Source organism: Streptacidiphilus monticola, from assembly GCF_042658505.1.
GTDB lineage: Bacteria > Actinomycetota > Actinomycetes > Streptomycetales > Streptomycetaceae > Streptacidiphilus > Streptacidiphilus monticola.
Map to the genome: position 1 here is coordinate 17,297 of NZ_JBHSQJ010000141.1, position 24,204 is coordinate 41,500.

Annotated in this window: 25 protein-coding genes; 11 read left to right on the forward strand and 14 right to left on the reverse strand. The window is 72.9% G+C overall.

The genetic code is table 11. The features are described from left to right. Window positions 1–56 precede the first annotated feature (56 nt). Window positions 57–1,175: a phosphoserine transaminase gene (gene serC / locus ACFP3V_RS27620; RefSeq protein WP_380589048.1), complete on the forward strand. Its 1,119-nt coding sequence runs from the start codon at window positions 57–59 to the stop codon at window positions 1,173–1,175. A 270-nt stretch (window positions 1,176–1,445) separates the two neighbouring features. On the opposite strand, the gene ACFP3V_RS27625 is transcribed toward serC, so the two are convergent. The 10 genes from ACFP3V_RS27625 to ACFP3V_RS27670 form a co-directional block, all read right to left on the reverse strand. Beyond that, a complete protein-coding gene (locus ACFP3V_RS27625) occupies window positions 1,446–2,453 on the reverse strand; it encodes a LacI family DNA-binding transcriptional regulator (RefSeq protein ID WP_380589178.1) in 1,008 nt (335 codons plus the stop codon). Then, a complete protein-coding gene (locus ACFP3V_RS27630) occupies window positions 2,425–2,775 on the reverse strand; it encodes a DUF4229 domain-containing protein (RefSeq protein ID WP_380589051.1) in 351 nt (116 codons plus the stop codon). Before ACFP3V_RS27630 ends, ACFP3V_RS27625 begins: the two co-directional genes overlap by 29 nt. A gap of 50 nt (window positions 2,776–2,825) precedes the next feature. Then, the gene (locus tag ACFP3V_RS27635) at window positions 2,826–3,362 is read right to left on the reverse strand and encodes a GNAT family N-acetyltransferase (RefSeq protein WP_380589054.1); all 537 of its coding nucleotides are present in this window, start codon (window positions 3,360–3,362) and stop codon (window positions 2,826–2,828) included. A gap of 7 nt (window positions 3,363–3,369) precedes the next feature. Next, window positions 3,370–4,533: an aminofutalosine synthase MqnE gene (gene mqnE / locus ACFP3V_RS27640; protein ID WP_380589057.1), complete on the reverse strand. Its 1,164-nt coding sequence runs from the start codon at window positions 4,531–4,533 to the stop codon at window positions 3,370–3,372. A gap of 53 nt (window positions 4,534–4,586) precedes the next feature. After that, a complete protein-coding gene (locus ACFP3V_RS27645; RefSeq protein ID WP_380589181.1) occupies window positions 4,587–5,552 on the reverse strand; it encodes a threonine ammonia-lyase in 966 nt (321 codons plus the stop codon). A gap of 23 nt (window positions 5,553–5,575) precedes the next feature. Continuing rightward, complete coding sequence (locus ACFP3V_RS27650) at window positions 5,576–6,049, reverse strand: Lrp/AsnC family transcriptional regulator (protein ID WP_380589060.1); 474 nt, start codon at window positions 6,047–6,049, stop codon at window positions 5,576–5,578. Between the two features lie 120 nt (window positions 6,050–6,169). Then, the gene (locus ACFP3V_RS27655; RefSeq protein ID WP_380589063.1) at window positions 6,170–6,817 is read right to left on the reverse strand and encodes a UbiX family flavin prenyltransferase; all 648 of its coding nucleotides are present in this window, start codon (window positions 6,815–6,817) and stop codon (window positions 6,170–6,172) included. A gap of 17 nt (window positions 6,818–6,834) precedes the next feature. After that, a complete protein-coding gene (locus ACFP3V_RS27660; RefSeq protein WP_380589066.1) occupies window positions 6,835–7,428 on the reverse strand; it encodes an NADPH-dependent F420 reductase in 594 nt (197 codons plus the stop codon). Between the two features lie 74 nt (window positions 7,429–7,502). After that, window positions 7,503–8,405, reverse strand: coding sequence for a menaquinone biosynthesis prenyltransferase MqnP (gene mqnP / locus ACFP3V_RS27665; protein ID WP_380589069.1), 903 nt, complete (start codon window positions 8,403–8,405; stop codon window positions 7,503–7,505). Next, the gene (locus tag ACFP3V_RS27670) at window positions 8,402–9,859 is read right to left on the reverse strand and encodes a menaquinone biosynthesis decarboxylase (RefSeq protein WP_380589072.1); all 1,458 of its coding nucleotides are present in this window, start codon (window positions 9,857–9,859) and stop codon (window positions 8,402–8,404) included. The genes mqnP and ACFP3V_RS27670 overlap by 4 nt, the downstream gene beginning before the upstream one ends. Before the next feature lie 118 nt (window positions 9,860–9,977). Between ACFP3V_RS27670 and ACFP3V_RS27675 the strand changes: the two genes are divergently transcribed. The 3 genes from ACFP3V_RS27675 (at window position 9,978) to ACFP3V_RS27685 (ending at window position 13,031) form a co-directional block, all read left to right on the forward strand. After that, the gene (locus ACFP3V_RS27675; protein ID WP_380589075.1) at window positions 9,978–11,393 is read left to right on the forward strand and encodes a purine-cytosine permease family protein; all 1,416 of its coding nucleotides are present in this window, start codon (window positions 9,978–9,980) and stop codon (window positions 11,391–11,393) included. Window positions 11,394–11,586: 193 nt separating this feature from the next. Continuing rightward, window positions 11,587–12,033 (forward strand): nucleoside deaminase, encoded by a 447-nt coding sequence (locus tag ACFP3V_RS27680; RefSeq protein ID WP_380589078.1) that lies wholly within the window; start codon window positions 11,587–11,589, stop codon window positions 12,031–12,033. A 26-nt stretch (window positions 12,034–12,059) separates the two neighbouring features. Beyond that, complete coding sequence (locus tag ACFP3V_RS27685; protein WP_380589080.1) at window positions 12,060–13,031, forward strand: isopenicillin N synthase family dioxygenase; 972 nt, start codon at window positions 12,060–12,062, stop codon at window positions 13,029–13,031. A gap of 172 nt (window positions 13,032–13,203) precedes the next feature. Here ACFP3V_RS27685 and ACFP3V_RS27690 read toward each other — a convergent pair whose 3' ends face one another. Beyond that, on the reverse strand, window positions 13,204–14,109 hold the full coding sequence (locus ACFP3V_RS27690; protein ID WP_380589083.1) for a DUF3027 domain-containing protein: 906 nt from the start codon (window positions 14,107–14,109) through the stop codon (window positions 13,204–13,206). A gap of 157 nt (window positions 14,110–14,266) precedes the next feature. Between ACFP3V_RS27690 and ACFP3V_RS27695 the strand changes: the two genes are divergently transcribed. The 4 genes from ACFP3V_RS27695 to ACFP3V_RS27710 are packed head-to-tail and all read left to right on the forward strand — an operon-like array spanning window position 14,267 to window position 17,774. Then, a complete protein-coding gene (locus tag ACFP3V_RS27695) occupies window positions 14,267–15,655 on the forward strand; it encodes an MFS transporter (protein WP_380589086.1) in 1,389 nt (462 codons plus the stop codon). Window positions 15,656–15,682: 27 nt separating this feature from the next. Then, window positions 15,683–16,216, forward strand: a complete 534-nt coding sequence (locus tag ACFP3V_RS27700; RefSeq protein WP_380589089.1) for a hypothetical protein — start codon at window positions 15,683–15,685, stop codon at window positions 16,214–16,216. After that, entirely contained in the window at window positions 16,183–16,923 is a 741-nt protein-coding gene (locus tag ACFP3V_RS27705) for a futalosine hydrolase (RefSeq protein WP_380589184.1), read from the forward strand. Before ACFP3V_RS27700 ends, ACFP3V_RS27705 begins: the two co-directional genes overlap by 34 nt. Then, window positions 16,920–17,774: a 1,4-dihydroxy-6-naphthoate synthase gene (locus ACFP3V_RS27710; protein WP_380589092.1), complete on the forward strand. Its 855-nt coding sequence runs from the start codon at window positions 16,920–16,922 to the stop codon at window positions 17,772–17,774. Before ACFP3V_RS27705 ends, ACFP3V_RS27710 begins: the two co-directional genes overlap by 4 nt. 196 nt (window positions 17,775–17,970) lie before the next feature. Here the strand turns inward: ACFP3V_RS27710 and ACFP3V_RS27715 are convergent, their stop codons facing one another. After that, window positions 17,971–18,357 (reverse strand): cold-shock protein, encoded by a 387-nt coding sequence (locus ACFP3V_RS27715; RefSeq protein ID WP_380589094.1) that lies wholly within the window; start codon window positions 18,355–18,357, stop codon window positions 17,971–17,973. Between the two features lie 164 nt (window positions 18,358–18,521). On the opposite strand from ACFP3V_RS27715, the gene ACFP3V_RS27720 reads away from it, so the two are divergent. Further along, window positions 18,522–18,761, forward strand: coding sequence for a hypothetical protein (locus tag ACFP3V_RS27720; protein WP_380589096.1), 240 nt, complete (start codon window positions 18,522–18,524; stop codon window positions 18,759–18,761). Between the two features lie 4 nt (window positions 18,762–18,765). On the opposite strand, the gene ACFP3V_RS27725 is transcribed toward ACFP3V_RS27720, so the two are convergent. Together ACFP3V_RS27725 and ACFP3V_RS27730 are read right to left on the reverse strand one after the other, a co-directional pair. Then, window positions 18,766–19,368 (reverse strand): HAD family hydrolase, encoded by a 603-nt coding sequence (locus tag ACFP3V_RS27725; protein WP_380589098.1) that lies wholly within the window; start codon window positions 19,366–19,368, stop codon window positions 18,766–18,768. 30 nt (window positions 19,369–19,398) lie between these two features. After that, entirely contained in the window at window positions 19,399–20,280 is an 882-nt protein-coding gene (locus tag ACFP3V_RS27730) for a hypothetical protein (protein ID WP_380589101.1), read from the reverse strand. Between the two features lie 46 nt (window positions 20,281–20,326). Between ACFP3V_RS27730 and ACFP3V_RS27735 the strand changes: the two genes are divergently transcribed. After that, window positions 20,327–22,741 carry a helicase-associated domain-containing protein gene (locus ACFP3V_RS27735; protein ID WP_380589104.1) on the forward strand — a complete coding sequence of 805 codons (2,415 nt, stop codon included), beginning with the start codon at window positions 20,327–20,329 and terminating at the stop codon, window positions 22,739–22,741. Between the two features lie 152 nt (window positions 22,742–22,893). Continuing rightward, window positions 22,894–24,186, forward strand: a complete 1,293-nt coding sequence (locus ACFP3V_RS27740) for an MFS transporter (RefSeq protein WP_380589107.1) — start codon at window positions 22,894–22,896, stop codon at window positions 24,184–24,186. Window positions 24,187–24,204 lie beyond the last annotated feature (18 nt).

Consider the following 24,204-nt stretch of genomic DNA (forward strand, 5'->3'; position numbering starts at 1 on the left):
GTCTCATTGGCCGGACTGGGTAACTGCGGCGAAACACCGGGGGCTACGCTGCCTCCGTGGCTGAGATCCAGATCCCCGCTGACATCAGGCCCGCAGACGGCCGTTTCGGCGCAGGTCCGTCCAAGGTGCGTCCGGAGGCGCTGAGCGCCCTCGCCGCCACCGGTAGCTCCCTGCTGGGCACCTCCCACCGCCAGGCCCCGGTGAAGAACCTGGTCCGGCGGGTCCGCGAGGGTGTCAGCAGCCTCTTCTCCCTGCCCGAGGGCTACGAGGTGGTCCTCGGCAACGGCGGCTCCACCGCCTTCTGGGACATCGCCGCGTTCGGGCTGGTGCGGGAGAAGTCCCAGCACCTGTCCTTCGGTGAGTTCTCCTCGAAGTTCGCCTCCTCGGTCAAGGCCGCCCCGTGGCTCTCCGAGCCGACGGTCATCAAGGCCGACCCGGGCACCCACCCGCTCGCCCAGGCCGAGGCCGGGGTGGACGTCTACGCCCTCACCCACAACGAGACCTCCACCGGCGTCGCGATGCCGATCACGCGCCCGGCGGGCGCGGACGCGGGCTCGCTGGTCCTGGTCGACGCCACCTCCGGCGCGGGCGGCCTGCCGGTCGACATCGCCGAGACCGACGTCTACTACTTCGCCCCGCAGAAGTCCTTCGCCTCCGAGGGCGGTCTGTGGATCGCGGTCTTCTCCCCCGCCGCGCTGGAGCGCGCCGCGGAGATCGCCGGCAGCGGGCGGTACATCCCGCCGTTCTTCGACCTGCCGACGGCGATCGACAACTCGTCCAAGGACCAGACATACAACACGCCGTCGATCTCGACGCTGTTCCTGCTGGCCGAGCAGCTGGACTGGCTCAACGGCCAGGGCGGCCTGAAGTGGTCGGTGGCCCGGACCGCGGACTCCTCCTCCCGCCTGTACGGCTGGGCGGAGAAGGCGTCGTACGCGACGCCGTTCGTGGCCAAGCCCGAGCAGCGCTCGCAGGTCATCGGCACGATCGACTTCGACGACTCGATCGACGCCGCCCAGGTGGCGAAGGTGCTGCGGGCCAACGGCATCGTGGACACGGAGCCGTACCGCAAGCTCGGTCGCAACCAGCTGCGCATCGCGATGTTCCCGGCCGTCGACCCGGCGGACGTCGAGGCGCTGACCCAGGCCATCGACTACGTCATCGAGCGCCTGTAAGCGCAGCCCGGCCAGCCCCCCGCAGGGGCGCGAGGATTGCGCGAGCAACCCCCCACCTCACGGAGGGCCGACCCGCACACGGGGTCGGCCCTCCCAGGGTGGTGGGCCGGTCGCGCGTTCCTCGCGCCCCTGCGGGCTGCATGGTTGTATGCTCGCGCCCGCGCGGCGGAGCCGTCAGCGCACCAGGGACCCGATGACGACGGCGACGAGAAGGAGCACGAGCGCTCCGGTGACGATGCGGGTACGGGTCTTCGGGTCCACGGGACAAGGCTAACCAACGCGCCTGGTGCTGCTGCGCTCGACCAGGGTGGTGGGCAGCGGGCCGGGCGCGGGGGCGTCCGGATCCAGCAGGAGCGCGACGCCCTCCGCCCCCAGCCGCTCGCCCGGCAGGTCCACCGTGGTGAGCGCGGGGGCGAACAGCGCCGCCGCGACGATGTTGTCGATGCCGACGACCGACAGGTCGTCAGGAATGCTCAGCCCCAGCTCCGCTGCCGCGTGGTAGACCCCCGCGGCCACGATGTCGTCGTCGCAGACCACGGCCGTGGGGCGGCGGTCCGACGAGAGCAGGTCCCGGGCCGCCGCCCGGGCCGCGGGCAGGCCGCGGTTGATGGAGACGCCCAGCTCACGCACGTCCGCCCAGCCCTCCGCCGCCGCGACGAAGCCGCGCTGCCGGGCCCGGAAGGTGTACGCGTTCTCCGTGGAGCGCAGTCGGCCGAGTTGACGGTGTCCCAGATCCCGCAGGTGCCGCACCGCCGCGGCCATGCCGCCGGCGACGTCCAGCTCCAGTCCGCGGCCCAGCGCCGGGTCCGCGTCCAGGAACACCACGGGCACGTCACCGGGGAGCGCCGCGCCCAACTGGGCGTCGTCAGGGGAGCAGACCAGCAGCCCGTCGTACTGGCGGCTGCGCGCCGCCGCGGCCACCGTCTCGCGGTCCCAGCCGCTGGAGACGACCACCGACAGGCCCCGTTCCGCCGCCGCGGCCTGTGCGCCCGCCAGCACCCGGGCGAAGAAGGGGCCGAGGATGTTCGGCACCGTCAGCAGCAGCAACCCGGTACGCCCGAGCCGGAGTTGACGCGCCGCCGCCTGCGGCTGGTAGCCCAGCTCACGGGCGGCTGCGAGCACCCGGTCCCGGGTCGCGTCGGAGACGCGGCCGTGCGGGCCGCCGGGTGAGAAGACCAGGGAGACGGTCGCCTGCGAGACGCCCGCGAGGCGGGCGACGTCCCGCCCCGTCGGACGGGTGGCGCTCAGCTCAGGACGCCTTCGGGGCCGCCGCCTGATCGGCGCGGACCGCCTCGTCCACCGCGTCCTCGGCGGCGTTCTGCGCGGCGATCCGGTTGGCCAGCGAGGGCTTGCCCTTGCGCTTCTCCAGCCCCTCGGTGATCTGCTCCGACATGGCGTCGCGCTGCTTGCTCAGCACCACGTAGCTGATCGGTGCGGAGACCACGCCTGCGATGATCATGAGCAGGAAGACGCCGGACGGCCCCGCGGTCACCGGCAGCACGCCCACCTTGGCCAGGACCAGGGCGACGACGAAGCAGGAGACGAAGATGCTCGCGCGCAGTGCGGAGTAGCGGAGGGTGGCGTGCGACTTAGTGCTCACGACGCGGCTTCCTTCCCAGGACTGGACAACCCCTCCAGTGAAGCACGCCGCTACCGCAGATCTTCACGCAGGTCGAGCCAGAAGAAGATGCTGTCGCGGTCGTCACCCGGCGCGACCCGGATCGCGGCGGGGACCCGGCCCACCTCCTTGTAGCCGGCCCGCGTGTAGAAGGACTCCAGGCCCAGCCCGCCGCGGGCGCTGAGCTGCAGCGCCTCCAGGCCCATGGTCCTGGCGACGCGCTCCGCCTCGCGCAGCAGGTCCAGGCCGTACCCGCGGCCCTGCAGCCGGGGGTGGACCATCACCCGCTTGAGCATCCGCCAGTGGTCGAACAGGTTGAACCGCTGGTCCTCGATGAAGAGGATCGCGGCCAGCGAGCCGTCCTCCGTGTCGCGGGCGGCCAGGAAGCGGTCCCGGCCCTCGCGCACCCCGGCGAAGGCCTTCTCGGCCACCGGGCGCACCCGCTCGGGCGTCACCGGGGCGACGAAGCCGACCGCTCCGCCGGCGTTGGTGACGTCGGTCCACAGGGCGACGACCTCGTCCAGCAGACGGGGCGTCAGTTCCGGGTCCAGGGCGAACTGCAGGGCCATCGTGCCGTCAGAACCTCATGGCCTGCGGGGTCTCGCGGCGCTCGGCGTCCGGGCCCGGGTACTCGCGGATGATCTCGTAGCGGGTGTTGCGCTCGACCGGGCGGAAGCCGGCGTCGCGGATCAGCTCCAGCAAGTCCTCGCGGCTGAGCTTGTTCGGGGTGCCGAAGCCGTCGGCGTCGTGGGTGATCTTGTACTCGACCACCGAGCCGTCCATGTCGTCCGCGCCGTGGTTGAGCATCAGCTGGGCGCCGGCCAGGCCGTGCATCACCCAGAACACCTTGACGTGCGGGACGTTGTCGAAGAGCAGCCGGGAGACCGCGAAGGTGCGGATCATGTCCGCGCCGGTGGCCATGGTGGTCCGCGCCTGCAGCGTGTTGCGGATCTTGCCGTCCCGCGAGTCGTGGAAGTCGTGCTGGTAGCGCAGCGGGATGAAGACCTGGAAGCCGCCCGTCTCGTCCTGCAGTTCCCGCAGCCGCAGCACGTGGTCCACGCGGTGGCGCGGCTCCTCGATGTGGCCGTAGAGCATGGTGGCCGGGGTCTTCAGCCCCTTGGAGTGCGCCAGGCGGTGGATCCGCGACCAGTCCTCCCAGTGGGTGGCGTGGTCGACGATGTGCTGCCGCACCTCCCAGTCGAAGATCTCCGCGCCGCCGCCGGTGAGCGACTCCAGACCGGCGTCGATCAGCTCGTCGAGGATCTCGTCGGCGGGCAGGCCGGAGATCTTCTCGAAGTGGTGGATCTCGGTGGCGGTGAAGGCCTTCAGCGCGACGTTCGGCAGCGCCTCCTTGAGCGCGCGCAGCGAACGGGGGTAGTACCGCCAGGGCAGCGTCGGGTGCAGGCCGTTGACGATGTGCAGCTCGGTGAGCTGGTCGTTCTCCATCGCCTTGGCCAGCTTCACGGCCTCCTCGATGCGCATCGTGTACGCGTCCTTCTCGCCCGGCTTGCGCTGGAACGAGCAGTAGGCGCACGAAGCCGTGCACACGTTGGTCATGTTGAGGTGGCGGTTGACGTTGAAGTGGACGACGTCGCCGTTCTTGCGGGTGCGCACGTGGTGCGCCAGGCCGCCGAGCCAGGCCAGGTCGTCGGTCTCGTAGAGGGCGACGCCGTCCTCACGGGTCAGCCGCTCGCCGGCGTAGACCTTCGCCTCCAGCTCGCGCTTGAGCCCTGCGTCCATCCGCCTCAGCCTCTCCCAACTCGGCACGTCACGAACGTCAAGAGCCTACGCCCTCAGGCCGACAGGATTTCGGCCAGGAGGGCCGGGTCGATGTTGCCGCCGCTGACGACGGCGGCGAAGCGGCTGCCGGTCAGCTCGGCGCCGCGGAACAGGTAGGCCGCCGTGGTCACCGCGCCCGAGGGCTCCGCCACCAGCCGGCCGCGCCGGGCCAGCACGGCCACGGCGGCGCGGATCTCGTCCTCACTGACCGTCAGGATGTCGTCCACGTACGCCTGGACGTGCTCCCAGGGCAGCATGCCGAGGGAGTTGGTCCGCAGGCCGTCGGCGATGGTGCGGTGGGTGTCCGCGAAGGGCCAGACCCTGCGCTCGCCCGCGCGGAAGGACTCCGCGGCGTCCGCCGCCAGCTCCGGCTCCACGCCCACGACGCGGACCCCCGGCATGGTCAGCTTGAGCGCCGCGGCCACGCCGCTGATCAGACCGCCACCGGAGACCGGCACCAGCACCGTCTGCAGGTCCAGGTCGAGCGCGGTGGCGTCGTCGGCGATCTCCAGCCCCAGGGTGCCCTGGCCGGCGATGATGTACGGGTCGTCGTAGGGCGGCACCCACACGTAGCCGTGCCGCTCGACCAGGTCGGCCGGGGTGGTGTCCCGCTCGTGCATCGGCACCAGGATCACCTCGGCGCCGAAGCCCCTGGTGTTCTCCACCTTCACCGCGGGCGAGGTGTCGGGCATCACGATGACCGCCTTGATGCCCAACTGCCGTGCCGCGTACGCCACCGCCTGCGCGTGGTTGCCGCTGGACTGGGCGACGACGCCGCGCGCCCGCTCCTCGTCCGTCAGCGCGGCCAGCCGGTTGTAGGCACCCCGGATCTTGAAAGCGCCGGTCGGCTGGAGGCTCTCCGGCTTCAGCCAGAGCGAGCGCCCCGACTCCTCGTCGGCCCAGGGGCAGCGCATCAGCGGGGTGCGCGTGGCCACCCCCGCGATCCGCCGCCGGGCCTCGTGCAGCTCGTCCAGCGTCACCAGTGCCAAGATGCCTGCGCCTCCTACGCCTTGCGGTCGGTGAACTCGGTGTCGGGGAGCTCCACGGCGCGGTTCTCCCACTTGGTGCTGAGCACGACGGTGGTACGGGTGCGGGCGACGCCCTTGGTGCCGGACAGCCGCTTGACGATCGACTCCAGCCCGTCCACGTCCGGGACCCGGACCTTGAGCATGTAGGAGTCGTCGCCCGCGATGAACCAGCAGTCCTCGACGTCCGCGAGGTCGCGCAGCCGCAGCGCCACGTCCTCGTGGTCGGCGGCGTCGGTGAGCTGGAGGCCGATCAGGGCGGTGACGCCCAGCCCGAGCGAGGCCGGGTTGACCGTGGCCCGGTAGCCGGTGATCACACCGGCCTGCTCCAGGCGGTTGATCCGGTCGGTGACGCTGGGGCCCGACAGCCCGACAAGCCGGCCCAGCTCGGCGTACGAGGCGCGGCCGTTCTCCCGCAGCGCCTGAATGAGCTGCCTGTCCACGGCGTCCATGCTGCTAACCCTGGCCTTCCAATCGATGGGCAACCTGCCGACAGTATCCGGATTCGGAAAGCCCGCACCGAATCCGGGCCTGGCAATCCCAAAGACGATACCCCGCCGTGGTGACGCCCCTCACACGTCCGACTTCCACCGGCGGTAGAGCCCGTGCGGCACCCCCGCGGCGTCGAGCACCCGTCCGGCGACGAAGTCGACCAGCTGCTGGGCGCTGCCCGCCCCCGCGTAGAACCCCGGAGAGGCGGGCAGCACCACGGCCCCCGCCTCGTCCAGCGCCACGAGCTGACGCAACGTCACACCCGACAGCGGCGTCTCCCGGACGCAGACCACGAGCGGCCGGCGCTCCTTGAGGGTGACGCTCGCGGCGCGCTGCAGCAGGTCCTTCGACAGCCCGAGCGCGATCCCGGCCACGGCCGCGGTGCTGGCCGGGACGACGAGCATGCCCTTGGCCGGGTACGACCCGCTGGACGGCCCGGCGGCGAAGTCGCCGGCCGGCCAGTAGCGCACGCGGTCGAGCGCGACGGCCTCCGGCTTGCCGGCGTCCAGCGGCTGCTCCAGCCAGGTGCGCAGGTCCTCCTGCCAGTGCCCGTCCCGGAAGGGGATCCCGGTCTCGTCCAGGACCGTCAGCCGCGCGGACCGGCTGACCACCAGGTCCACGGCCTCGCCCGCCCCGAGCAGCCCTCGCAGCACCGCAGCGGCGTACGGCGTCCCCGACGCCCCGGACACTCCGACCACCCACGGCCTGCGCTTCTCTGGCTGCTCCACAGGTGCAGCCTAGGCGTTCAGCCGTTCGTGACGATGCGGAGGCTGACGCTGCGGCCGCGCGTCGAGAAGGCCGGGAAGAGCAGTGCGATCGCCGCGTCCACCTGGTCCTGCGCGTCCGCGCCGAGGTAGTACGCCCGCAGGCCGGGCACGGACTCGATGAGCGCCGCCACCGTCTCCCGGTCCTCGGCGGCGGAGCTGAATGGGAGGTCCGAGGGGCCGCCGTCGGCCGGCGGGGTGGCGAAGGTCTCCCACGCCTGGCTGCTGAACGCCCGCGCGTAGCGCGCCCCGGGCGCGTGCGCCGCGAACAGCGCGGCGGCGTTGAGCACCGGCCCGGGGAAGCTGTTGGTGGCGTCGACCACGACCTTGCCGTCGAGGGCGGCCCCGTGCTCGAGCAGGAAGCCCTCCACCTCGGTCCCCGGGAGGGCGAGCACCACGACCTCCCCCGCCGCGACGGCCTCCACGACCGTGCCCACCTTCGCGCCGGTGTCCCCGGCCGCCGCGGAACCCTCCGGGCTCCGCGACCCGAACACCACCTGGTACCCGCCCCGCGCGAACGCCCGCCCGAGCGTCCCGCCGATGTTCCCCGTGCCGATCACGCCTACCGTGCTCATCGCCATACCCCCTGTGCGGTGGACTTCTGACGCCCCGTCACAGCAGCGGCAGGGCGCGGACCTATTCCCGCGGGTCAGAGCCCCAGGCCCCGCAGCACCAGGTCCAGCAGGGCGAAGGCGAAGAGGGAGATCCCGACGAAGCCGTTGACCTGGAAGAATGCCTTGTTGAGCTTGCTCAGGTCGCTCGGCTTGACCAACGAGTGCTCGTAGACGAAGGCGCAGGCCACGACCGCGAGGCCGATCCAGAAGGCCCAGCCCGCGTCCGTCAGCACCGCGTACCAGCCGAACAGCACCATGGTGACCACATGGGACGCCCGCGACCCGTACAGGGCCGCGGCGACGCCGAAGCGCGCGGGGACCGAGCGGACACCGTCGGCGCGGTCCGCGGCCACGTCCTGGCAGGCGAAGATGAGGTCGAAGCCGCCGATCCAGATGCCCACCGCGAGGCCCAGCACCACCGCGTCCCAGCTCCACCTCCCGGTCACCGCGAGCCAGGCGCCGATCGGACCCATGGCCTGGGCCAGCCCCAGGATCGCGTGCGGGAAGTCGGTGAACCGCTTGCCGTAGGGATAGACGACCATCGGCACCACGGCCACCGGGGCCAGCGCCAGGCACAGCGGGTTGAGCAGCGCGGCCGCCGCGAGGAAGACGACCAGGGCGAGCGCGGAACCCGTGTACGCCGTCCGCACGGAGACCGCGCCGGTCACCAACTCCCGCCCGGCGGTACGGGGGTTGCGCGCGTCGATCTCGCGGTCGATGATCCGGTTGGCCGCCATCGCGAAGGTCCGCAGCGCGACCATCGCGACCGTCACCAGGAACAGCTGCCACCAGTGCACGTGCCCGTTGTCCAGGAACATGGCCGTCAGCGCGGCGATGTACGCGAAGGGCAGCGCGAAGACCGAGTGCTCGATCATCACCAACCGCAGGAACGCCTTCGTCTTGCCGACCTCGGGGGCGGCGGCAACGGCGCTGCTCACAGGCCGTACTCCTTCCAACGTCGGCTCACCGTCTCGGCGGTGGCCGGATCGCTCGTGATCATTTCGGGCCAGCCGCCGTTGCGGGTGTAGCCCTCCTCGGGCAGCTTCCGGGTGGCGTCGATGCCCGCCTTGCCGCCCCAGAACTGCTGGTAGGAGGCGTGGTCCAGGTGGTCCACCGGGCCCTCGACCACCGACAGGTCCCGGCTGTAGTCCACGTTGCCCAGGGCCCGCCAGGCGACCTCCTGGTAGTCGTGCACGTCGCAGTCGGCGTCCACCACGATGATCAGCTTGGTCAGCGACATCATGTGCGCGCCCCAGATCGCGTGCATGACCTTCTGGGCGTGCTTCGGGTACTTCTTGTCGATCGAGACGATCACGCAGTTGTGGAAGCCGCCCGCCTCGGGCAGGTCGTAGTCGACGATGTCCGGGACGATGATCTTCAGCAGCGGCAGGAAGAACCGCTCGGTGAACTTGCCGAGCGGGCCGTCCTCGGTCGGCGGGCGGCCGACCACGATGGACTGCAGGATCGGCCGCCGACGCATCGTCACGCAGTCGATGGTGAGCGCCGGGAACGGCTCCTGCGGCGTGTAGAAGCCGGTGTGGTCGCCGAACGGGCCCTCGGGCCGCTCGACCCCCGGCTCCAGCCAACCCTCCAGCACGACCTCCGCGTCCGCCGGCACCTGCAGCGGCACGGTCCGGCAGTCGACCATCCGGATCCGCTCGCCGCCGACGAAGCCCGCGAACAGGTACTCGTCGATGTCCCCGGGCAGCGGGGCCGTCGCCGCGTAGGTGACCGCCGGCGGGCAGCCGAAGGCGATGGCCACCGGCAGCCGCTCGCCCCGCCTCGCGGCGACGGCGGCGTGGTTGCGGGAGTCCTTGTGGATCTGCCAGTGCATGCCGATGGTGCGCTTGTCGTGGCGCTGCAGCCGGTAGAGGCCGAGGTTGCGGATGCCGGTGTCCGGGTCCTTGGTGTGGGTCAGGCCCAGGTTGAAGAAGGAGCCGCCGTCGCCGGGCCAGGTGAACAGCGCGGGCAGCGCCTCCAGGTCCACCTGATCCCCCGTCAGCACGACCTCCTGGACCCGGGCGTCCTCCTGCTTCACCTTCTTCGGCGGCACGTGCGCCATCCCGGCCAGCTTGCCGAAGGCCTCGCGCACGCCCGTGAAGCCGTGCGGGAGTTCGGGCCGGAGCAGGCCGGCGATCTTCTCGGAGATGTCGTCCGCGGACTTCAGCCCGAGGGCCTTGGCCAGGCGCTTCTCGGTGCCGTAGACGTTCATGGCCAGCGGCATGGAACTGCCCTTGACGTTCTCGAACAGCAGCGCCGGACCCTTGGCCTTCTGCACCCGGTCGACGATCTCCCCGACCTCCAGGTAGGGGTCCACCTGTGCGGTGATCCGCTTGAGCTCGCCGTCGCGCTCCAGCGCGCGGAGGAAGGACCGGAGGTCGTCGTATGCCATGGCAGTCAGTATCCGCCACGGGACGAACCGGCCCGGAACGACCCTCCCCCGAACCGGCGCGGTTAATTCGCTGTTTCAACCATTTACACAGGTGAACGCGGGCAGAACACTGCCGGGCATGACCACCACCGATGCCGCGGGCAGAGCCCCGGACGCCGCCATCGCCGACTACGGCGACCACGTACTCGCCGTCGAACCGACGGGCGCCGAACCCGTCCCGTCGGAGGCTCGCCACGGCAAGCCGCTCGGGCTGCTGTGGACCTGGGTCTCGCCCAACATGGAGTTCGCCACCGTCTTCCTCGGCGTGCTGGCGGTGGGCGTCTTCGGCCTCGGCTTCTGGCCGACGGTGCTGGCGATCCTGCTCGGCACCGGCCTCGGCGCGGTGGCCCACGCCTTCCTCGGGCTGGCCGGGCCGCGCTTCGGCGTCCCGCAGATGGTGGCCGGCCGCTCGGCCTTCGGCTTCCTCGGCAACGCCCTCCCGGCCGGCCTCAACTCCGTTGTGGCGGGCGTGGGCTGGTTCGCCGTCAACAGCGTGAGCGCGGCCTACGCGCTCAACTCGCTGCTGGACTGGCCGGTCCTGCTCTGCCTGTTCGTGGTCGCGGTGCTCCAGGTGGCGATCGCCTTCCTGGGCCACAACCTGATCCACACGGCGGAGAAGTACACCTTCCCGGTGCTGACCGCCGTCTTCGTGGTGGCCTCGGCGGTCATCCTCAGCAAGGCCGACATCGGCGCGGCGGACGGCTCACACGCCTTCAAGGGCGCGTTCCTGCTGACGGTCGGGGCCACGTTCGGCTACGCGGCGGGCTGGACGCCCTACGGCTCGGACTACACGCGCTACCTCCCCGCGGACACCCCGAAGTGGAAGGTCGCGCTCTGGCCGGGCCTCGGCGTCTTCCTCTCCTGCACCTTCCTGGAGATCGTCGGCGCGGCGTCGGCGACCCTCGTCGCCCCCAAGGGCGCGACCCTGACGGGCGCCTTCATCCACCCGCTGCCGGACTGGCTGGGCAAGCTGACCCTGCTGGCCATCGCGATCGGCGGCATCGCGGCCAACGCGCTGAACGTCTACTCGGGGACGCTGTCCTTCGTCGCGCTGGGCATCAAGCTCCCGGCGGCGGCGCGGCGGGCCACCGTGGCCCTGGTCTTCGGCGTGGTCGGGACGGCGTTCGCGTGGAGCGGGCTGAGCGACTCGGGCGAGAAGTACGAGAACTTCCTGCTGGTCATCAGCTACTGGATCGGCCCCTGGCTGGCCGTGGTCTTCCTGGACCGGTGGTTCCGGCGCGGCGAGTCCACGGAGTCGGTGGCCGCCCTGCTGACGGACCGTCGCTTCTCCTACTGGGCGGGCCCGATCGCGATGGCGGTGGGGACGGGCCTGGGCGTCTGGCTCTTCTCCAACCAGACCGACTACACCGGCGTCGTGCCGAAGCACGTTCCGGCACTGGGCGACATCGCGTTCTTCGCGGGCGCGGTCATCGCAGGCGTGCTGTACCTGGCCCTCCGTCAGATCCCGGCGCTGAGCGCCCGGAAGACCGACTGACGCGCCCCCAGGGGCGCGAGGAACCGCGCGAGCAACCCACCACTCGCGGAGGTTCGACCCCTATGTGCCGGCCGAACCTCCCAGAGTGGTGCGTTGCTCGCGCTGGGGGCACCTCCCGCCGTGGGGGCACCCCCGGCGGAAGGCTGGGGGAGGGGGGATTCCTCGCGCCCCCGCGGTGGTGCATGGTGCTGACATGACTCTCGACTACTCGTCACTGCTCCAGGTCGCCCTCGAAGAGGCCAGGCTCGGGCTCGCCGAGGGCGGCATCCCCATCGGCGCGGCGCTCGTCGGCCCCGACGGGCAGATCCTCGGGCGCGGGCACAACCGCCGCGTCCAGGACGGCGACCCCTCCGTCCACGGCGAGACCGACGCCTTCCGCAAGGCCGGGCGGATCCGGGGCTACCGGGACACCACGATGGTGACCACCCTCTCCCCCTGCTGGTACTGCTCGGGCCTGATCCGGCAGTTCGGCATCGGACGGGTCGTCATCGGCGAGGCGACCACCTTCCACGGCGGGCACGACTGGCTCGCCGAGCACGGCGTGGAGGTGGTCCTGCTGGACGACCCCGAATGCACCGCGCTGATGACCGAGTTCATCAAGGAGCGCCCCGAGCTCTGGTTCGAGGACATCGGCGAGTAACCCACCCCGACCGGAAGGAACGGCACGTGTCCTCTCGTATCCCCGTCATCGACCTCGGCCCCTGGCTCTCCGGCGACTCCGCCGCCCGCGCGGCGGTCGCGGCGGCCGTCGACGCCGCGCTGAGCCAGGCGGGCTTCCTGCTGATCACCGGACACGGCGTCGGCCGCGAGGTGCGCGAGGGCGTCCGCGCCGCCGCAAGGGAGTTCTTCGCGCTGCCGGTGGAGACCAAGGAGCGGTACTCCGTCAGCGTCGGCGGCCGCGGCTGGCTGGCCAAGGGCGCGGAGGCCAACGGCTACAGCGAGGGGACGGAGACGCCGCCCGACCTCAAGGAGTCCTGGACGGTCGGCGCGGACGACCCGATCGGGGACGAGGAGATCGACTCCTTCTGGTTCCAGCCCAACCGCTGGCCCACGGCCGAGTCCCCGGCGCTGCAGCCGGTGGTGGAGGACTACATGGCCCGGATGCGGACCGTCGCCGACGAGGTGCTGCGGCTGCTGGGCGCGGCGCTGGGGCAGGAGCCCACGTTCTTCACCGACCACACCAAGCACCCGACCTACACGCTGAACATCAACTGGTACCCGGGCACGGGCGTCGTCGGCGAGCCCCAGCCCGGGCAGTTCCGGATCGGCCCGCACACGGACTTCGGCACGGTGACCCTGCTGGACCGCCAGCAGGGCCGCGGCGGGCTCCAGGTGTACATCGCCCCGGAGGACGGCGGCGAGGGCTGGGAGGACGCGCCCTACGACCCGGACGCGCTGACGGTCAACATCGGCGATCTGATGGCCCGTTGGACCGGCGACCGGTGGAAGTCCGGCCGCCACCGGGTGCTCCCGCCGTCACCGGAGGCCCCGGAGGAGGACCTGATGTCGCTGGTCTACTTCTACGAGTGCGATCCGCACACGACGGTCGCCCCTGTGGCCGGCCCGGTCGCGTACGAGCCGGTGGACTCCTCGGCGTACCTCAAGGCCAAGCTCGACGCAATCACCGTGACCCCCTGAGGGGCGCGAGGACGCTGCGCGACCAGCCCACCACTCGGGGGTCCGGCCTGCACTCAGGGTCGGACCTCCGTGGGGGGTGGGCTGCTCGCGGTGGGGGCACCTCCCGCCGTGGGGGCACCCCCGGCCGAAGGCTGGGGGAGGGTGGGGGATCCTCGCGCCCCTACGGGTGCGACTAACTGTGTCCGAGTTCCTCGTCCGGGGCGGTGGTCTCCACGGACCCCTCGGGCTTGAGGCGGACGGCTTCGAGCTGCAGCTCGTCCAGCACCGGAGGCGCGGGCCGCACCGGGGCGGGCATGACCGCGGCCTCGCTGTGGCCGCCGCAGCCGTAGTCCAGTGCCACCACATGACCGTCACCGGGGCTGAACTCGTTGGCGCAGACGCCGAACGCCTGGCCCAGCTTGCCGCCGATCGGCACCAGGAAGCCGCAGCTCTCGCAGGAAGCGGGGGCCGCCTGGGCCATCGGCGTGTGGGCGCCGTAGTCCTTCTCCCAGCGGTCCGCCGCCAGCTCCAGGCCCAGGCGGGACAGCACGCGGGCCCGGCCGAAGCCCAACTCCCGTGCCACCGAGGCGATCTGGGCCCGCTCGTGGGGAGCGGCCGGCTCGATCGCGACGTCCTCGCCGCCCGCCAGGTCGGAGGCCTGGTCCTCTTCGGCCTCCAACTCGGCCGTGGCCGGGGTGGTGTCGTCGGAGCCGGACCAGCCTGGCTCCAGGCGCGGGTCGTCCTCGGGCGTCGGCAGCAGGTCGCCGGGACCGAGATCGCCGGGGCGCAGCCGCTCGCTCCAGGGCACCCACTGCGGAGCGACCAGGGCCTCCGGCCCCGGCAGCAGCACCGTTTCGTCCAGCGTCACGACCTTGCTGCGGGCGGCCCGGGTGACCGTGACGGCCCAGCGCCAGCCGCGGTAGGCGGTGTCGAGGGTGGCGAAGTAGTGCGTGACGACGCGGTCGCCGTCCACGTCGAGGCCGAGGTGCTCGCCGACCGCCGACACGCCGGCCAGCTCCACCGCGGCGCGTCGGGCGAACTCGACGGCCTCGGCGCACTGCCGGTCTGGGGTACGGCTTCGCGTCGTCGCAGCACTCATCACGGACTGATTCTCTCCCAACCGTGCGGACGGTTTCACCACCGCCTCGACGGATTCCAGTGGATCACCCTCTATTCTGCGCGACGCGTGATCCCCACCGCGCCGGATTGGCCGTGGATCACCACCGATTCGTCCGACCCTGGGGCACCATGGACACGTGGCCGAGCAGAGTCAGGGCGGAGCGGACGGCGGGCGCATCGACGCGCTGCGCCGGGCGGGAGCCTCGGCGCACCGCACAGTTTCGGCCACCGCCGAGCGCACCGGCAAGATGGTGCACGCCACCGGACGGCGGATCAGGAAGGCCACCTCCGCCGAGGGCGCGGGCGAGACCGGGCTGGCGAAACTGATCGAGCTGCAGGCGGTCAGCTCCGCCGGGGACATGATGATCACGGTGGCGCTGGCCTCCACCATCTTCTTCTCGGTGCCCACCGACCAGGCCCGCGGCCGGGTCGCCCTCTACCTGCTGATCACCATGGCGCCCTTCGTGCTGCTGGCGCCACTGATCGGCCCGATGCTGGACCGGATCCCCAGCGGCCGCCGGGCCGCGATGGCGGGGACGATGCTGGTGCGCGCCGCGCTCGCCTGGATGATGGCGGGCTCGATCTCCGGCGGCGGGCTGTCGATCTATCCCGAGGCCCTGGGCGTCCTGGTGGCGTCGAAGGCGAACGGGGTGGTCCGCAGCGTCGTCGTGCCCCGGCTGCTGCCGCCCCAACTCCCCAACGTGAAGGCCAACTCGCGGGTGACCCTGGCCGGGCTGATCGCCACCGGCCTGGCCGGAGGCGTGGGCGGGCTGCTCCATCTGATCGGTCCCGCCTGGCCGTTGCGCGGCGCCTTCCTGCTGTTCGTGATCGCGACGGGGCTGGCCCTCGCGCTGCCGCACCAGGTGGACTCCGCCAAGGGCGAGCAGCGGGCCGTGCTGCACGAGGACCGGCCCAAGGCCAACTTCCGCTCGGTGGGTCCAGCGGTGGTGATGGCGCTGCGGGCGGAGGGGACACTGCGCGGGCTGTTCGGCTTCCTCACCTTCTTCCTCGCTTTCCTGGTCCGGGCGCACCCGATGAGCGGCCTCGCGGCCGGGCTCGAACTGGCCGTGATGGCCGGGGCGCTCGGCGTCGGCAACACCCTGGGCACGGTGCTCGGCTCCTGGCTGCGCAGCCGCCGCCCCGAAGTGATCGTCACCGCCATGCTGGTGCTGGCCACCGCCGCCGCCGTGGTCGCCACGGTGTTCTACGGCCTGCTGACGGTGACGCTGCTCGCGGGCGTCGCCGGGCTGGCCCAGTCGCTGGGCAAGGTGGCGCTGGACGCCCTGATCCAGCGGGACGTGCCCGAGGTCGTCCGCACCTCCGCCTTCGCCCGTTCGGAGACGCTGATGCAGCTCACCTGGGTGGTGGGCGGCGGGCTCGGCATCGTGCTGCCGCTGGTCGGCCAGGTGGGCACGGCGACCGCGAGCGCCCTGCTGGCGCTGTCGCTGATCTGGACCTTCCGCTCGCTGTGGCGGCTCCCCTCGGCGGGACACCGGGGCGCGGTGGCAACCCCCGACGTGGCGTGACCAGGGCGGGGCGGTAGCCTCAGCACCATGAGCCTCAACCGCGGTGTCGCCGCCCTCGGAGCCGTCGTCGTCGTTGGCATCGCGACGCTGGCCGTGACCATCCCCGTCGCTGCAAGCCAGGGGAAGCCCGTGCCGAACGCCCAGGCCGTCTCCGGCGGGAACTGGGTGCAGACCGCGCCGCCGAAGGACTGCTACAACGACGGCAAGGAGCTGTCCGCCGCGCTCCAGGCCAAGTGCGTGACGTCCCTGAACAACCAGATCAAGGACAAGAAGCTCACCAAGCTCACGGTCGGCACCGGCCAGAACGTGCTGCTGCACCTGGACAAGGGCGCCGCCGACAACGGCTGGTCGGCGCTCGCCGTCGGCAACGCCGACCTGGTGACCAACAGCAAGAAGCAGGGCGCGGGTCCGTTCCCCGCTTCCAAGATCTTCACCTCGCCGTCCACCGGCACCGAGTCCTCGGCCGCGATCATCCGCATCATCGAGGGCACCAGCGACAGCAAGGGCAACCAGAAGGTCTACGGCGTCTGGCAGTTCGAGCTCGACAAGGCCGACTCCTGACCGGCCCCCGGATCCTCGTCGTCACCGCCGTCGCTGCCGAAGCGGCGGCGGTGCTGCGTGGGCTGCCTGACGCACCGTCAGTCCTGACCCTGCCGGGCGGGTGGAAGCTGGAGCGCTCGGGCCCGCTCGACGTGCTGACGGCCGGGGTCGGCCCTGCCGCTGCCGCCGCCGCGACCGCGACGGCGCTGACCGCCGCACGGCAGCCGTACACGCTGGCCCTCTCCGTCGGCATCGCCGGCGGCTTCCCCGGCGTCGCCCCGGTGGGCGGCGTCGTGGTGGCGGACGCGATCGTCGCCGCCGACCTGGGTGCGACCACCCCCGACGGCTTCGCCGACGTGACCGAGCTGGGCTTCGGCCGGGTGCTGCACCCGACCACGGGCGCACCCGACGCGGCCGCCGCCATCCGGGCCGCGGGCCTGGACTGCGCCGTCGGCCCGGTGCTGACCGTCTCCACGGTGACCGGAACCGCCGAGCGCGCCGCGGAACTGGCACGGCGTCACCCGGGCGCCGCCGCCGAGGCGATGGAGGGCTTCGGCGTCGCGGAGGCCGCACACGCCTTCGGCGTGCCGGTACTGGAACTGCGCGGCGTCTCCAACGCGGTCGGCCCGCGCGACCGGGCGGCCTGGCGCATCGGCGACGCCCTCCACGCCCTGACGGGGGCGGCCGCGGCGGTGGCCGCGATGCCGTGGAGCAGACTGGTGCCATGACCGCTATCGCCTACTCCCCCTGCCCGAACGACACGTTCGTCTTCCACGCCTGGACGCACGGTCTGCTCCCGGACGCCGCTCCGGTCCCCGAGGTCACCTTCGCCGACATCGACGTCACCAACACGCTTGCGGAGCGCGGCGAGCTGGACGTTCTGAAGATCTCCTACGCAGCCCTGCCGTACGTGCTGGACGAGTACGCCCTGCTCCCCTGCGGCGGCGCGCTCGGCCGCGGCTGCGGACCGCTGGTCCTGACCGGGCCCGACTTCGGTGACGACCCGTCAGCCCTGGCCGGGAAGACGGTGGCCGTGCCGAGCGAGCGGTCCACGGCCTACCTGCTGTTCCGCCTGTGGGCGGCGCAGGCCGTGCCCGGGGGCTTCGGCGAGATCGTGGTGCTGCCCTTCCACGAGATCATGCCCGCGGTGCGGGACGGGAAGGTCGACGCCGGGCTGGTCATCCACGAGGCCCGGTTCACCTACCAGAACTACGGCCTGCGGTCCCTGGCCGACATGGGCGAGGCGTGGGAGCAGGCCACCGGCCTGCCGATCCCGCTGGGCGCGATCATCGCCCGCCGCTCGCTCGGCGCGGAGCGCCTGCGGCAGCTGGCGGACACCATCCGCCGCAGCGTGCGGCACGCGTGGGAGCGCCCGGAGGACAGCAGGGAGTACGTCCTCGCCCACGCCCAGGAGCTCGACCCGGCGGTCGCGGACCAGCACATCGCCCTCTATGTCAACGACTTCACGGCGGACCTGGGCGAGGACGGCTACGCAGCGGTCCGCGCCCTGCTGACCCGTGCGGCAGAGCAGGGCCTGCTCCCTGCGGTCCCCGACGAGGCCCTGGCCTTTCCCCAGTGACAGCACCCCCGCCAGGGCGCGAGAAACTGCGCGAGCAACACACCCCTCGGGCAGGTTCGACCCCATGTGCGGGACGGACCTCCGTGGGTGGTGTGTTGCTCGCGGTGGGGGCACCTCCCGCCGTGGGGGCACCCCCGGCCGAAGGCTGGGGAGGGTGGGGGATCCTCGCGCCCCTGGCGGGGGGTGCCACGGAACGTCAGACGTCGAACTGGTCCGCGAGGGCGCGGAGGAGGGTGGCGACGCGCTTGCCGACGGGCTTGTCGGGGTAGCGGTTGCGCTGGAGGTCCCGCAGGACCGACTGGTCCAGGACGCTCATCAGGTCCTGCACCACCGCCGCGAGTTCGTCGGGCTTCTTCCGGGCCGCCGCGGCAAGCGACGGCTGGTCCTCCAGCAGGGTCACCGACAGTGCCTGATCGCCCCGGTGGCCGGCGACCACGCCGAACTCGACCCGCTGGCCAGGCTTCAACGTGTCCACCCCGGCCGGCAGGGCCTTGGAGTGGACGAAGACGTCGCCGCCGTCGTCGCGGGAGAGGAAGCCGAAGCCCTTCTCTGAGTTGAACCACTTCACTTTGCCCGTAGGCATGGGGTGACCTCTGTGTCTGTGTGAGTGACGGGTGGTGCTGGGATGTGCTCGGACGGAAATCAGAGCCGCGCCATTGTTCCAGGTCCAGGGTGCCTGCTTCGACCGGATTGCCCGGCGGGGCACCAGGCTCATGTCTCGTGCCGTGACGTGCATACCCTGGTCCTGTGACTACCGAAACTCGGGCGGACGCCCCCCGGCCAGGCGACGTGCTCGTGCGCGTCGGCGCGGTCCTCTTCGTCGTCGGGGCGGTGGCGACCGTCGCCACCGTGGCCCCGCTGTTCCTCGGCGTGAGCCGGCTGCCGACCCCGGCCTACTTCGTGTCGATGGTGATGCCGCTCGGCTTCGCCGTCGCCATCGCGGGGCTGCTGCGCTCCGCCTGGAAGCAGCGCCGCCCCAGCCGGTAGGCCGTCAGGACCGCTGCTTGAGCCAGGCCGGGAACTCGGTCAGGTCGGCGAGCACCACGTCCGCCCCGGCCTCCCGCAGCGCCTCCGGGCCGTAGGGGCCGGTGGGGACGGTGACCGCGGTCGCCCCGCCCGCGCGGGCGGCGACGATGTCGCCGAGGTGGTCGCCGACGTAGACGGACGCGCCCTCCGCGCGCAGCACCACGCCCTTGCGCTCGGCGAAGACCGTGCCGTGCACGGCGTCCACGTCCAGCCCGATCGCCTCCAGGCAGAGGACGGCGTTGGGCTCGTACTTCCCGGTGACGACGATCGCCCGGCCGCCCAGTGCGCGCACCGCGGCCACCGCCTCGAAGGCCCCCGGCAGCGGGTCCACCCCGGCCACGCCGTGGACCGCGTAGAGCGCGCGATAGCGGTCGGACATCGGGTCCACCAGCTCCGGGGGGAACCAGTGCGCCATCTCCTGCTCCACCGGCGGTCCCAGACGGGACGTCACCAGGGCGGTGTCGATGGGGACTCCGGTCTCCTCGGACAGCAGCTCGTACGCCCGGGCGATGCCGGGGCGTGAGTCGATCAGCGTCATGTCCAGGTCGAAGCCCACCGTCAGCGTCATGGTCCCCACCCTATGCGGGCCGACGGACCGTCAGCGGCGCGCCCGCCAGAGCAGGAAGACGGCCGAGGCGAGCGAGGCGGCGCGCAGCCACAGCGCGAAGGCGGCGTGCACCGTGGCCGTGCCGGGATGTCCCGAGCGCTCCACCCAGAACGCCAGCAGCGCGGCCAGCGCCACGGGGGTCCACACACCGGCGGTGAGGGCGACGGCCCGGCCGACCCGGCGGGAACTGTAGGCGAGGAACCAGCCGAACAGCGCCAGGTACCAGAGGCCGAGCACCCCGGCCGCGGCCAGGACCAGCACCGCCAGCGACTCGACGAGGGGCGGCAGCCCGCGGCGGACCTTCACCCGCTCGGGCGCGGGCTCCGGCTCGGCAGCCGGAGCCGTCAGGGGCTCGACCGGGGCCGCACCGGCGTCCGGGTCCTCCGCCTCGTCGGGCTCGGCCTCCTCGACCTCGCCGGCTGTCAGGAAGTCGGGTTCGAAGGAGGCGCTCCAGCCGGACGGCGGCCGCCGGTCGGCCGGGCCTGCGGCCGACCCGCCGCCCGCCGCGGCTCCCGCGGACGACTTGCGCCACCACTCCAGCGTCTCAGGAGCCGCGCCGGGCGTGTAGACCGACGGCTCGTCAGCTTCCTTGCGCGGAACCGGAACTGACGGGGCAGGCGCGGAGCGGGCCGGAGCGGCCGGGGCCGGCGGCGGGGACGCGGCGGCGCGCCGGACGACCTCCTCCGGGGTGCCCAGCCCCTTCAGCACCTTGCGCACCGCGCCCGGTGAGCCCGCTCCCCGTTTGGCGTCGATCTCCTGACGCAGCGTCATGACCAGCCGCGCCCGCTCGGCCGAGGTCATCGGCGTCGACTGGGCCAGATCCCCCACCCGGCTCAGGTAGTCGTAGACCAGCTGTTCGCCCTCCGTGCCCATTCCGTCAGCATAGGACCGGCCGCGACACCCGAGTAGCCTGATTCGGATGAGCAGTCGGACGTCCCCCCAGCCCGCCGCGGGCGCCCCGCGCACGCTCGCCGAGGAGTTGCGGGCGCGCTCGGACGATGGCCTCGCGGCGCTGCTGCGCGCGCGCCCGGACCTGGTGCACCCGGTCCCCGCGGACCTGACCCAGCTGGCGACCCGGCTGTCCACCCGGGCCTCCGTCGTCCGCGCCCTGGAGCGGCTGGACCGGTTCACGCTGGAGGTCGCCGAGGCGTTGGCCGTCGCCCCCGACCCGGTGCCGGCCGAGGACCTGCTCGCGCTGCTCATCGGCCGCGACACCAAGGCGGCAGACGAACCCGACACCGCCGACCGGCTGCCCGCCGCCCTGGCCGAGCTGCGCGGGCAGGCCCTGCTGTGGGGGCCGCCGGAGGCGCTGCGGCTGGTGCGGACCGTCCGCGAGGCGCTGGGCAGCGGCCCGACCGGCCTGGGCCCGGTCTACGCCGAGGCGGGCGCCGGACTGCCGCCCTCACGGCTGCAGGAGATCCTCGCGGACGCCGGGCAGCCCACCACCCCCGACGCCGTCAGCGCCCTGGACTCCCTGCACGCACTCTGGACCGAGACGCCGGACCGGGCGGACGCGCTGCTGGCGGACGCCCCGGAGGGCGTGCGCGGGGTGCTGCACCGGCTCATGTGGGGTCCCCCGTACGGCCAGACGCCACCGCGGCCGGTCCGGGCCGCCGACGCCCGCACACCGGTGGAGTGGCTGCAGGCCCGCGGCCTGCTGCTGCCCGCCGGGCGGGACTCGGTGGTGCTGCCCCGCGAGGTCGCCCTGCACCTGCGCGGCGGGCGCGCGCACCGTGAGGTGCACCCGCTGCCGCCCGAGGTGCACGCCACCCGGACGCACGAGCCGCACCTGGTGGACGCCGCCGCGGCCGGGCAGGCGTTCCACGCCGTCCGCACGGTCGAGGAGCTGCTGGAGCTGTTCAGCGCCGAGCCCGCCGCCGCGCTCCGGGCGGGCGGCCTCGGCGTCCGCGATCTGCGCCGGACGGCGGCCGCGCTGGACCTGCCCGAGCCGCAGGTCGCGTTCTGGCTCGAACTCGCCTACGGCGCCGGGCTGCTGGCCACCGACGGCGAGGCGGACGAACGCTGGTCCCCCACCCCGCTGTTCGACGCCTGGCTGCACCGCCCGGCGGCGGAACGCTGGACCCTGCTCGCCCGGACCTGGCTGGACGCCACCCGGGTGGCGGCGCTGGTGGGTTCCCGGGACAGCAAGGACAAGGTGCTCGGCGCCCTCGGCCCCGGCCTGGACCGCGCGCTCGCGCCGGAGGTCCGCCGGGCCGTCCTCGGCCACCTGGCCGCGCTGCCGCCCGGATCCGCCCCGGACGCCGCCGAACTGACGGAGCGTCTGCGCTGGGAGCGCCCGCTGCGCGGCGGCGAGCTGCGGGACCGGCTGGTCGCCTGGACCGTGGCCGAGGCGGAGCAGCTGGGCCTGACCGGCCGCGGCGCCCTGTCCGCTCCGGCCCGCGCGCTGCTGGCCGGTGACGACCCGTCAGACCTGCTGGCCCTGCTGCTTCCCGAGCCGCTCGCCGAGGTGATCCTGCAGCCCGACCTCACCGCGATCGCCCCCGGCCCGCTGGAGACCCCGCTGGCGCAGACGCTGGCGGTGGCCGCGGACATCGAGTCCAAGGGCGGCGCCACCGTCTACCGCTTCACCCCGGAGTCGGTCCGCCGGGCCCTCGACGCCGGGCGGACCGCGGCCGAGCTGCACGCCTTCCTCGCCGAGCACTCCCGCACCCCCGTGCCGCAGCCGCTCAGCTACCTCATCGACGACGTGGCCCGGCGGCACGGCCGCCTGCGCGTCGGCATCGCCTCGGCGTACCTGCGCTGCGACGACGACACCCTGCTGGACGAGTTGCTGGCCGACCGGCGCGCAGCGCAACTGCGCCTGCGGCGGCTGGCCCCCACCGTGCTCGCCGCCCAGGCCGACCCGGCGGCGGTGCTGACCCAGCTGCGGGCGATGGGCTACGCCCCGGCGGCGGAGTCCCCCGAGGGCGACGTCGTGATCGCCCGCCCGGACGCGCGGCGCACGCCGCCCCGCACACCCCCGGCCCCGGTGCCCGACGGCCCGCCGCAGGTCTCGGACCTCCACCTCGCCGCCGCCGTCCGCACCATCCGCGCCGGCGACCGCGCCTCCACGGTCACCCACCGGACACCGAACCCGACCGGTTCGGTACCCCGCACGTCGGCCGCGGAGACCCTGGCCACCCTGCAGACCGCCGTGCTCACCGGCTCCCCGGTCTGGATCGGCTACGTCAACGCGGACGGCGCGGCGACCCAGCGGGTCATCGAACCCGTCCGCGTGGAGGGCGGCTTCGTGACCGCCTTCGACCAACTGCACGAATCAGTGCAGACGTTCTCACTGCACCGGATCACGGGCGTCGCCGAGATCGACGAGTAGGAAGGCAGTCGAAAGTTTCCCGCCTTTCCCTTCTGCATTTCGGGCCGCTTCCTGAGACCTTGCCTCGGAGGATGCGGACGGGCGACACTCTCCCCGACCAGGATCGCCCAGCAGATGGCCGAACTGGAGGCGAAACTTGCGGAGGGTCTGTCGTGACAGTCGAGGTGACCTCACCGGCGGTGAACGCGCTCGGCGGGATCCCTCGGCGACGGGCGGTGATCGCGGTGGCGGCCCTCTCCGCCGCGCTGTTCGCCTTCGCCACGGTCGAGAGCCTGCCGGTCGGGCTGCTGCCGCAGATCGCGCACGGACTCGGGGTGCCGCTGTCGTCCGTCGGGCTGCTGGTGACCGGATACGGACTGGTGGTGATGACGACCGCGGTGCCGTTGACCGCCGCGACGCGCCGGATCCCGCGTCGGCGGCTGCTGGCCTTCCTGCTGGGCGTCTTCGCCGTGGCCACGCTGGTGTGCGGGGTGGCGCCCGGCTACGGCGTCCTGTTCGCGGGGCGCCTGCTGACCGCGCTGACCCATGCGGTGATCTGGTCGGTGGTCGCCTCGGCCGCCGCGGGCATGTTCCCCGAGCGGGCGCGGGCGAAGGCGGTGGCCGCACTGTTCGGCGGCGCCTCGCTGGCCCAGGTGGCAGGCGTGCCGGTCGGGACGTGGCTCGGCCAGGAGGTCGGCTGGCGCGTCCCGTTCCTCGTGCTGGGCGGCGCAGGCGTGGTCGCCGCGACGGTCGTGGCCGTCCTGCTGCCCTCGTCACCGGTCCGGGAGAACCCGGCCGCCACCGCTCCCGAGCCGAGCCGCTTCCGGTTCGCCGTGCTGGTGACCGTGGTCACCCTGGTCGTCGCCGGGTTCTTCACCTTCTACACCTACGTCAGCGTGTTCCTCACCCGGGAGGCAGGACTGCCTTCGGGGTCCGTGGGCGCGGTGCTCGCCGTGGGCGGGGTCGCCGGCCTGCTCGGCACGAGCGTGGCCGGTGTGCTGTCGGACCGGAGCCCGCGCGCCACCATGACCGGCGCCGTCGGGCTGATCACCGCCGCCCTCGCGCTGCTCGCAACGGCCGGGACCCAGGCGTACGTGGCGATCGCGGCGGTGGCCCTGCTCTCGCTCGCCATGTCCATCATGATCATCGCTCTGACGAGCCGTGTCCTGCGCATCGCCCCGGGCCACGTGGACGTGGCCTCAGCCGCCGGTTCGGCCGCCTTCCAGGCGGGCATCGCCCTCGGCTCGTTTCTCGGCGGAGGCCTGCTGGACGCCCACGGCCCGCACAGCACGGTCGTCATCGGGACACTCCTCTGCGCGGCGGGGCTCGCCCTGCTGCTCGCCGAGGAACCGCTGACCCGTCGCAGCAGGCCGGGAGGAGACCATTCGGCATCCACCGCAAGCAGCTCAGCGCCCCCGTCCCCCTACGGCACCGAGATCGACCGCACCGCGATCGACGAGCTCTGATTCCTGCGCGCCCCCGAG

Bases quoted from the DNA above. Each gene is read 5' to 3' on its own strand.
- ACFP3V_RS27675 (WP_380589075.1), top strand. From the start codon at position 9,978: ATGACCACCACCGATGCCGCGGGCAGAGCCCCGGACGCCGCCATCGCC.
- ACFP3V_RS27730 (WP_380589101.1), bottom strand. From the start codon at position 20,280: ATGGGCACGGAGGGCGAACAGCTGGTCTACGACTACCTGAGCCGGGTG.
- ACFP3V_RS27710 (WP_380589092.1), top strand. From the start codon at position 16,920: ATGACCGCTATCGCCTACTCCCCCTGCCCGAACGACACGTTCGTCTTC.
- ACFP3V_RS27735 (WP_380589104.1), top strand. From the start codon at position 20,327: ATGAGCAGTCGGACGTCCCCCCAGCCCGCCGCGGGCGCCCCGCGCACG.
- ACFP3V_RS27700 (WP_380589089.1), top strand. From the start codon at position 15,683: ATGAGCCTCAACCGCGGTGTCGCCGCCCTCGGAGCCGTCGTCGTCGTT.
- ACFP3V_RS27725 (WP_380589098.1), bottom strand. From the start codon at position 19,368: ATGACGCTGACGGTGGGCTTCGACCTGGACATGACGCTGATCGACTCA.
- ACFP3V_RS27680 (WP_380589078.1), top strand. From the start codon at position 11,587: ATGACTCTCGACTACTCGTCACTGCTCCAGGTCGCCCTCGAAGAGGCC.
- ACFP3V_RS27650 (WP_380589060.1), bottom strand. From the start codon at position 6,049: ATGGACGCCGTGGACAGGCAGCTCATTCAGGCGCTGCGGGAGAACGGC.
- ACFP3V_RS27670 (WP_380589072.1), bottom strand. From the start codon at position 9,859: ATGGCATACGACGACCTCCGGTCCTTCCTCCGCGCGCTGGAGCGCGAC.
- mqnE (WP_380589057.1), bottom strand. From the start codon at position 4,533: ATGGACGCAGGGCTCAAGCGCGAGCTGGAGGCGAAGGTCTACGCCGGC.
- ACFP3V_RS27715 (WP_380589094.1), bottom strand. From the start codon at position 18,357: ATGCCTACGGGCAAAGTGAAGTGGTTCAACTCAGAGAAGGGCTTCGGC.
- ACFP3V_RS27660 (WP_380589066.1), bottom strand. From the start codon at position 7,428: ATGAGCACGGTAGGCGTGATCGGCACGGGGAACATCGGCGGGACGCTC.
- ACFP3V_RS27635 (WP_380589054.1), bottom strand. From the start codon at position 3,362: ATGGCCCTGCAGTTCGCCCTGGACCCGGAACTGACGCCCCGTCTGCTG.
- ACFP3V_RS27690 (WP_380589083.1), bottom strand. From the start codon at position 14,109: ATGAGTGCTGCGACGACGCGAAGCCGTACCCCAGACCGGCAGTGCGCC.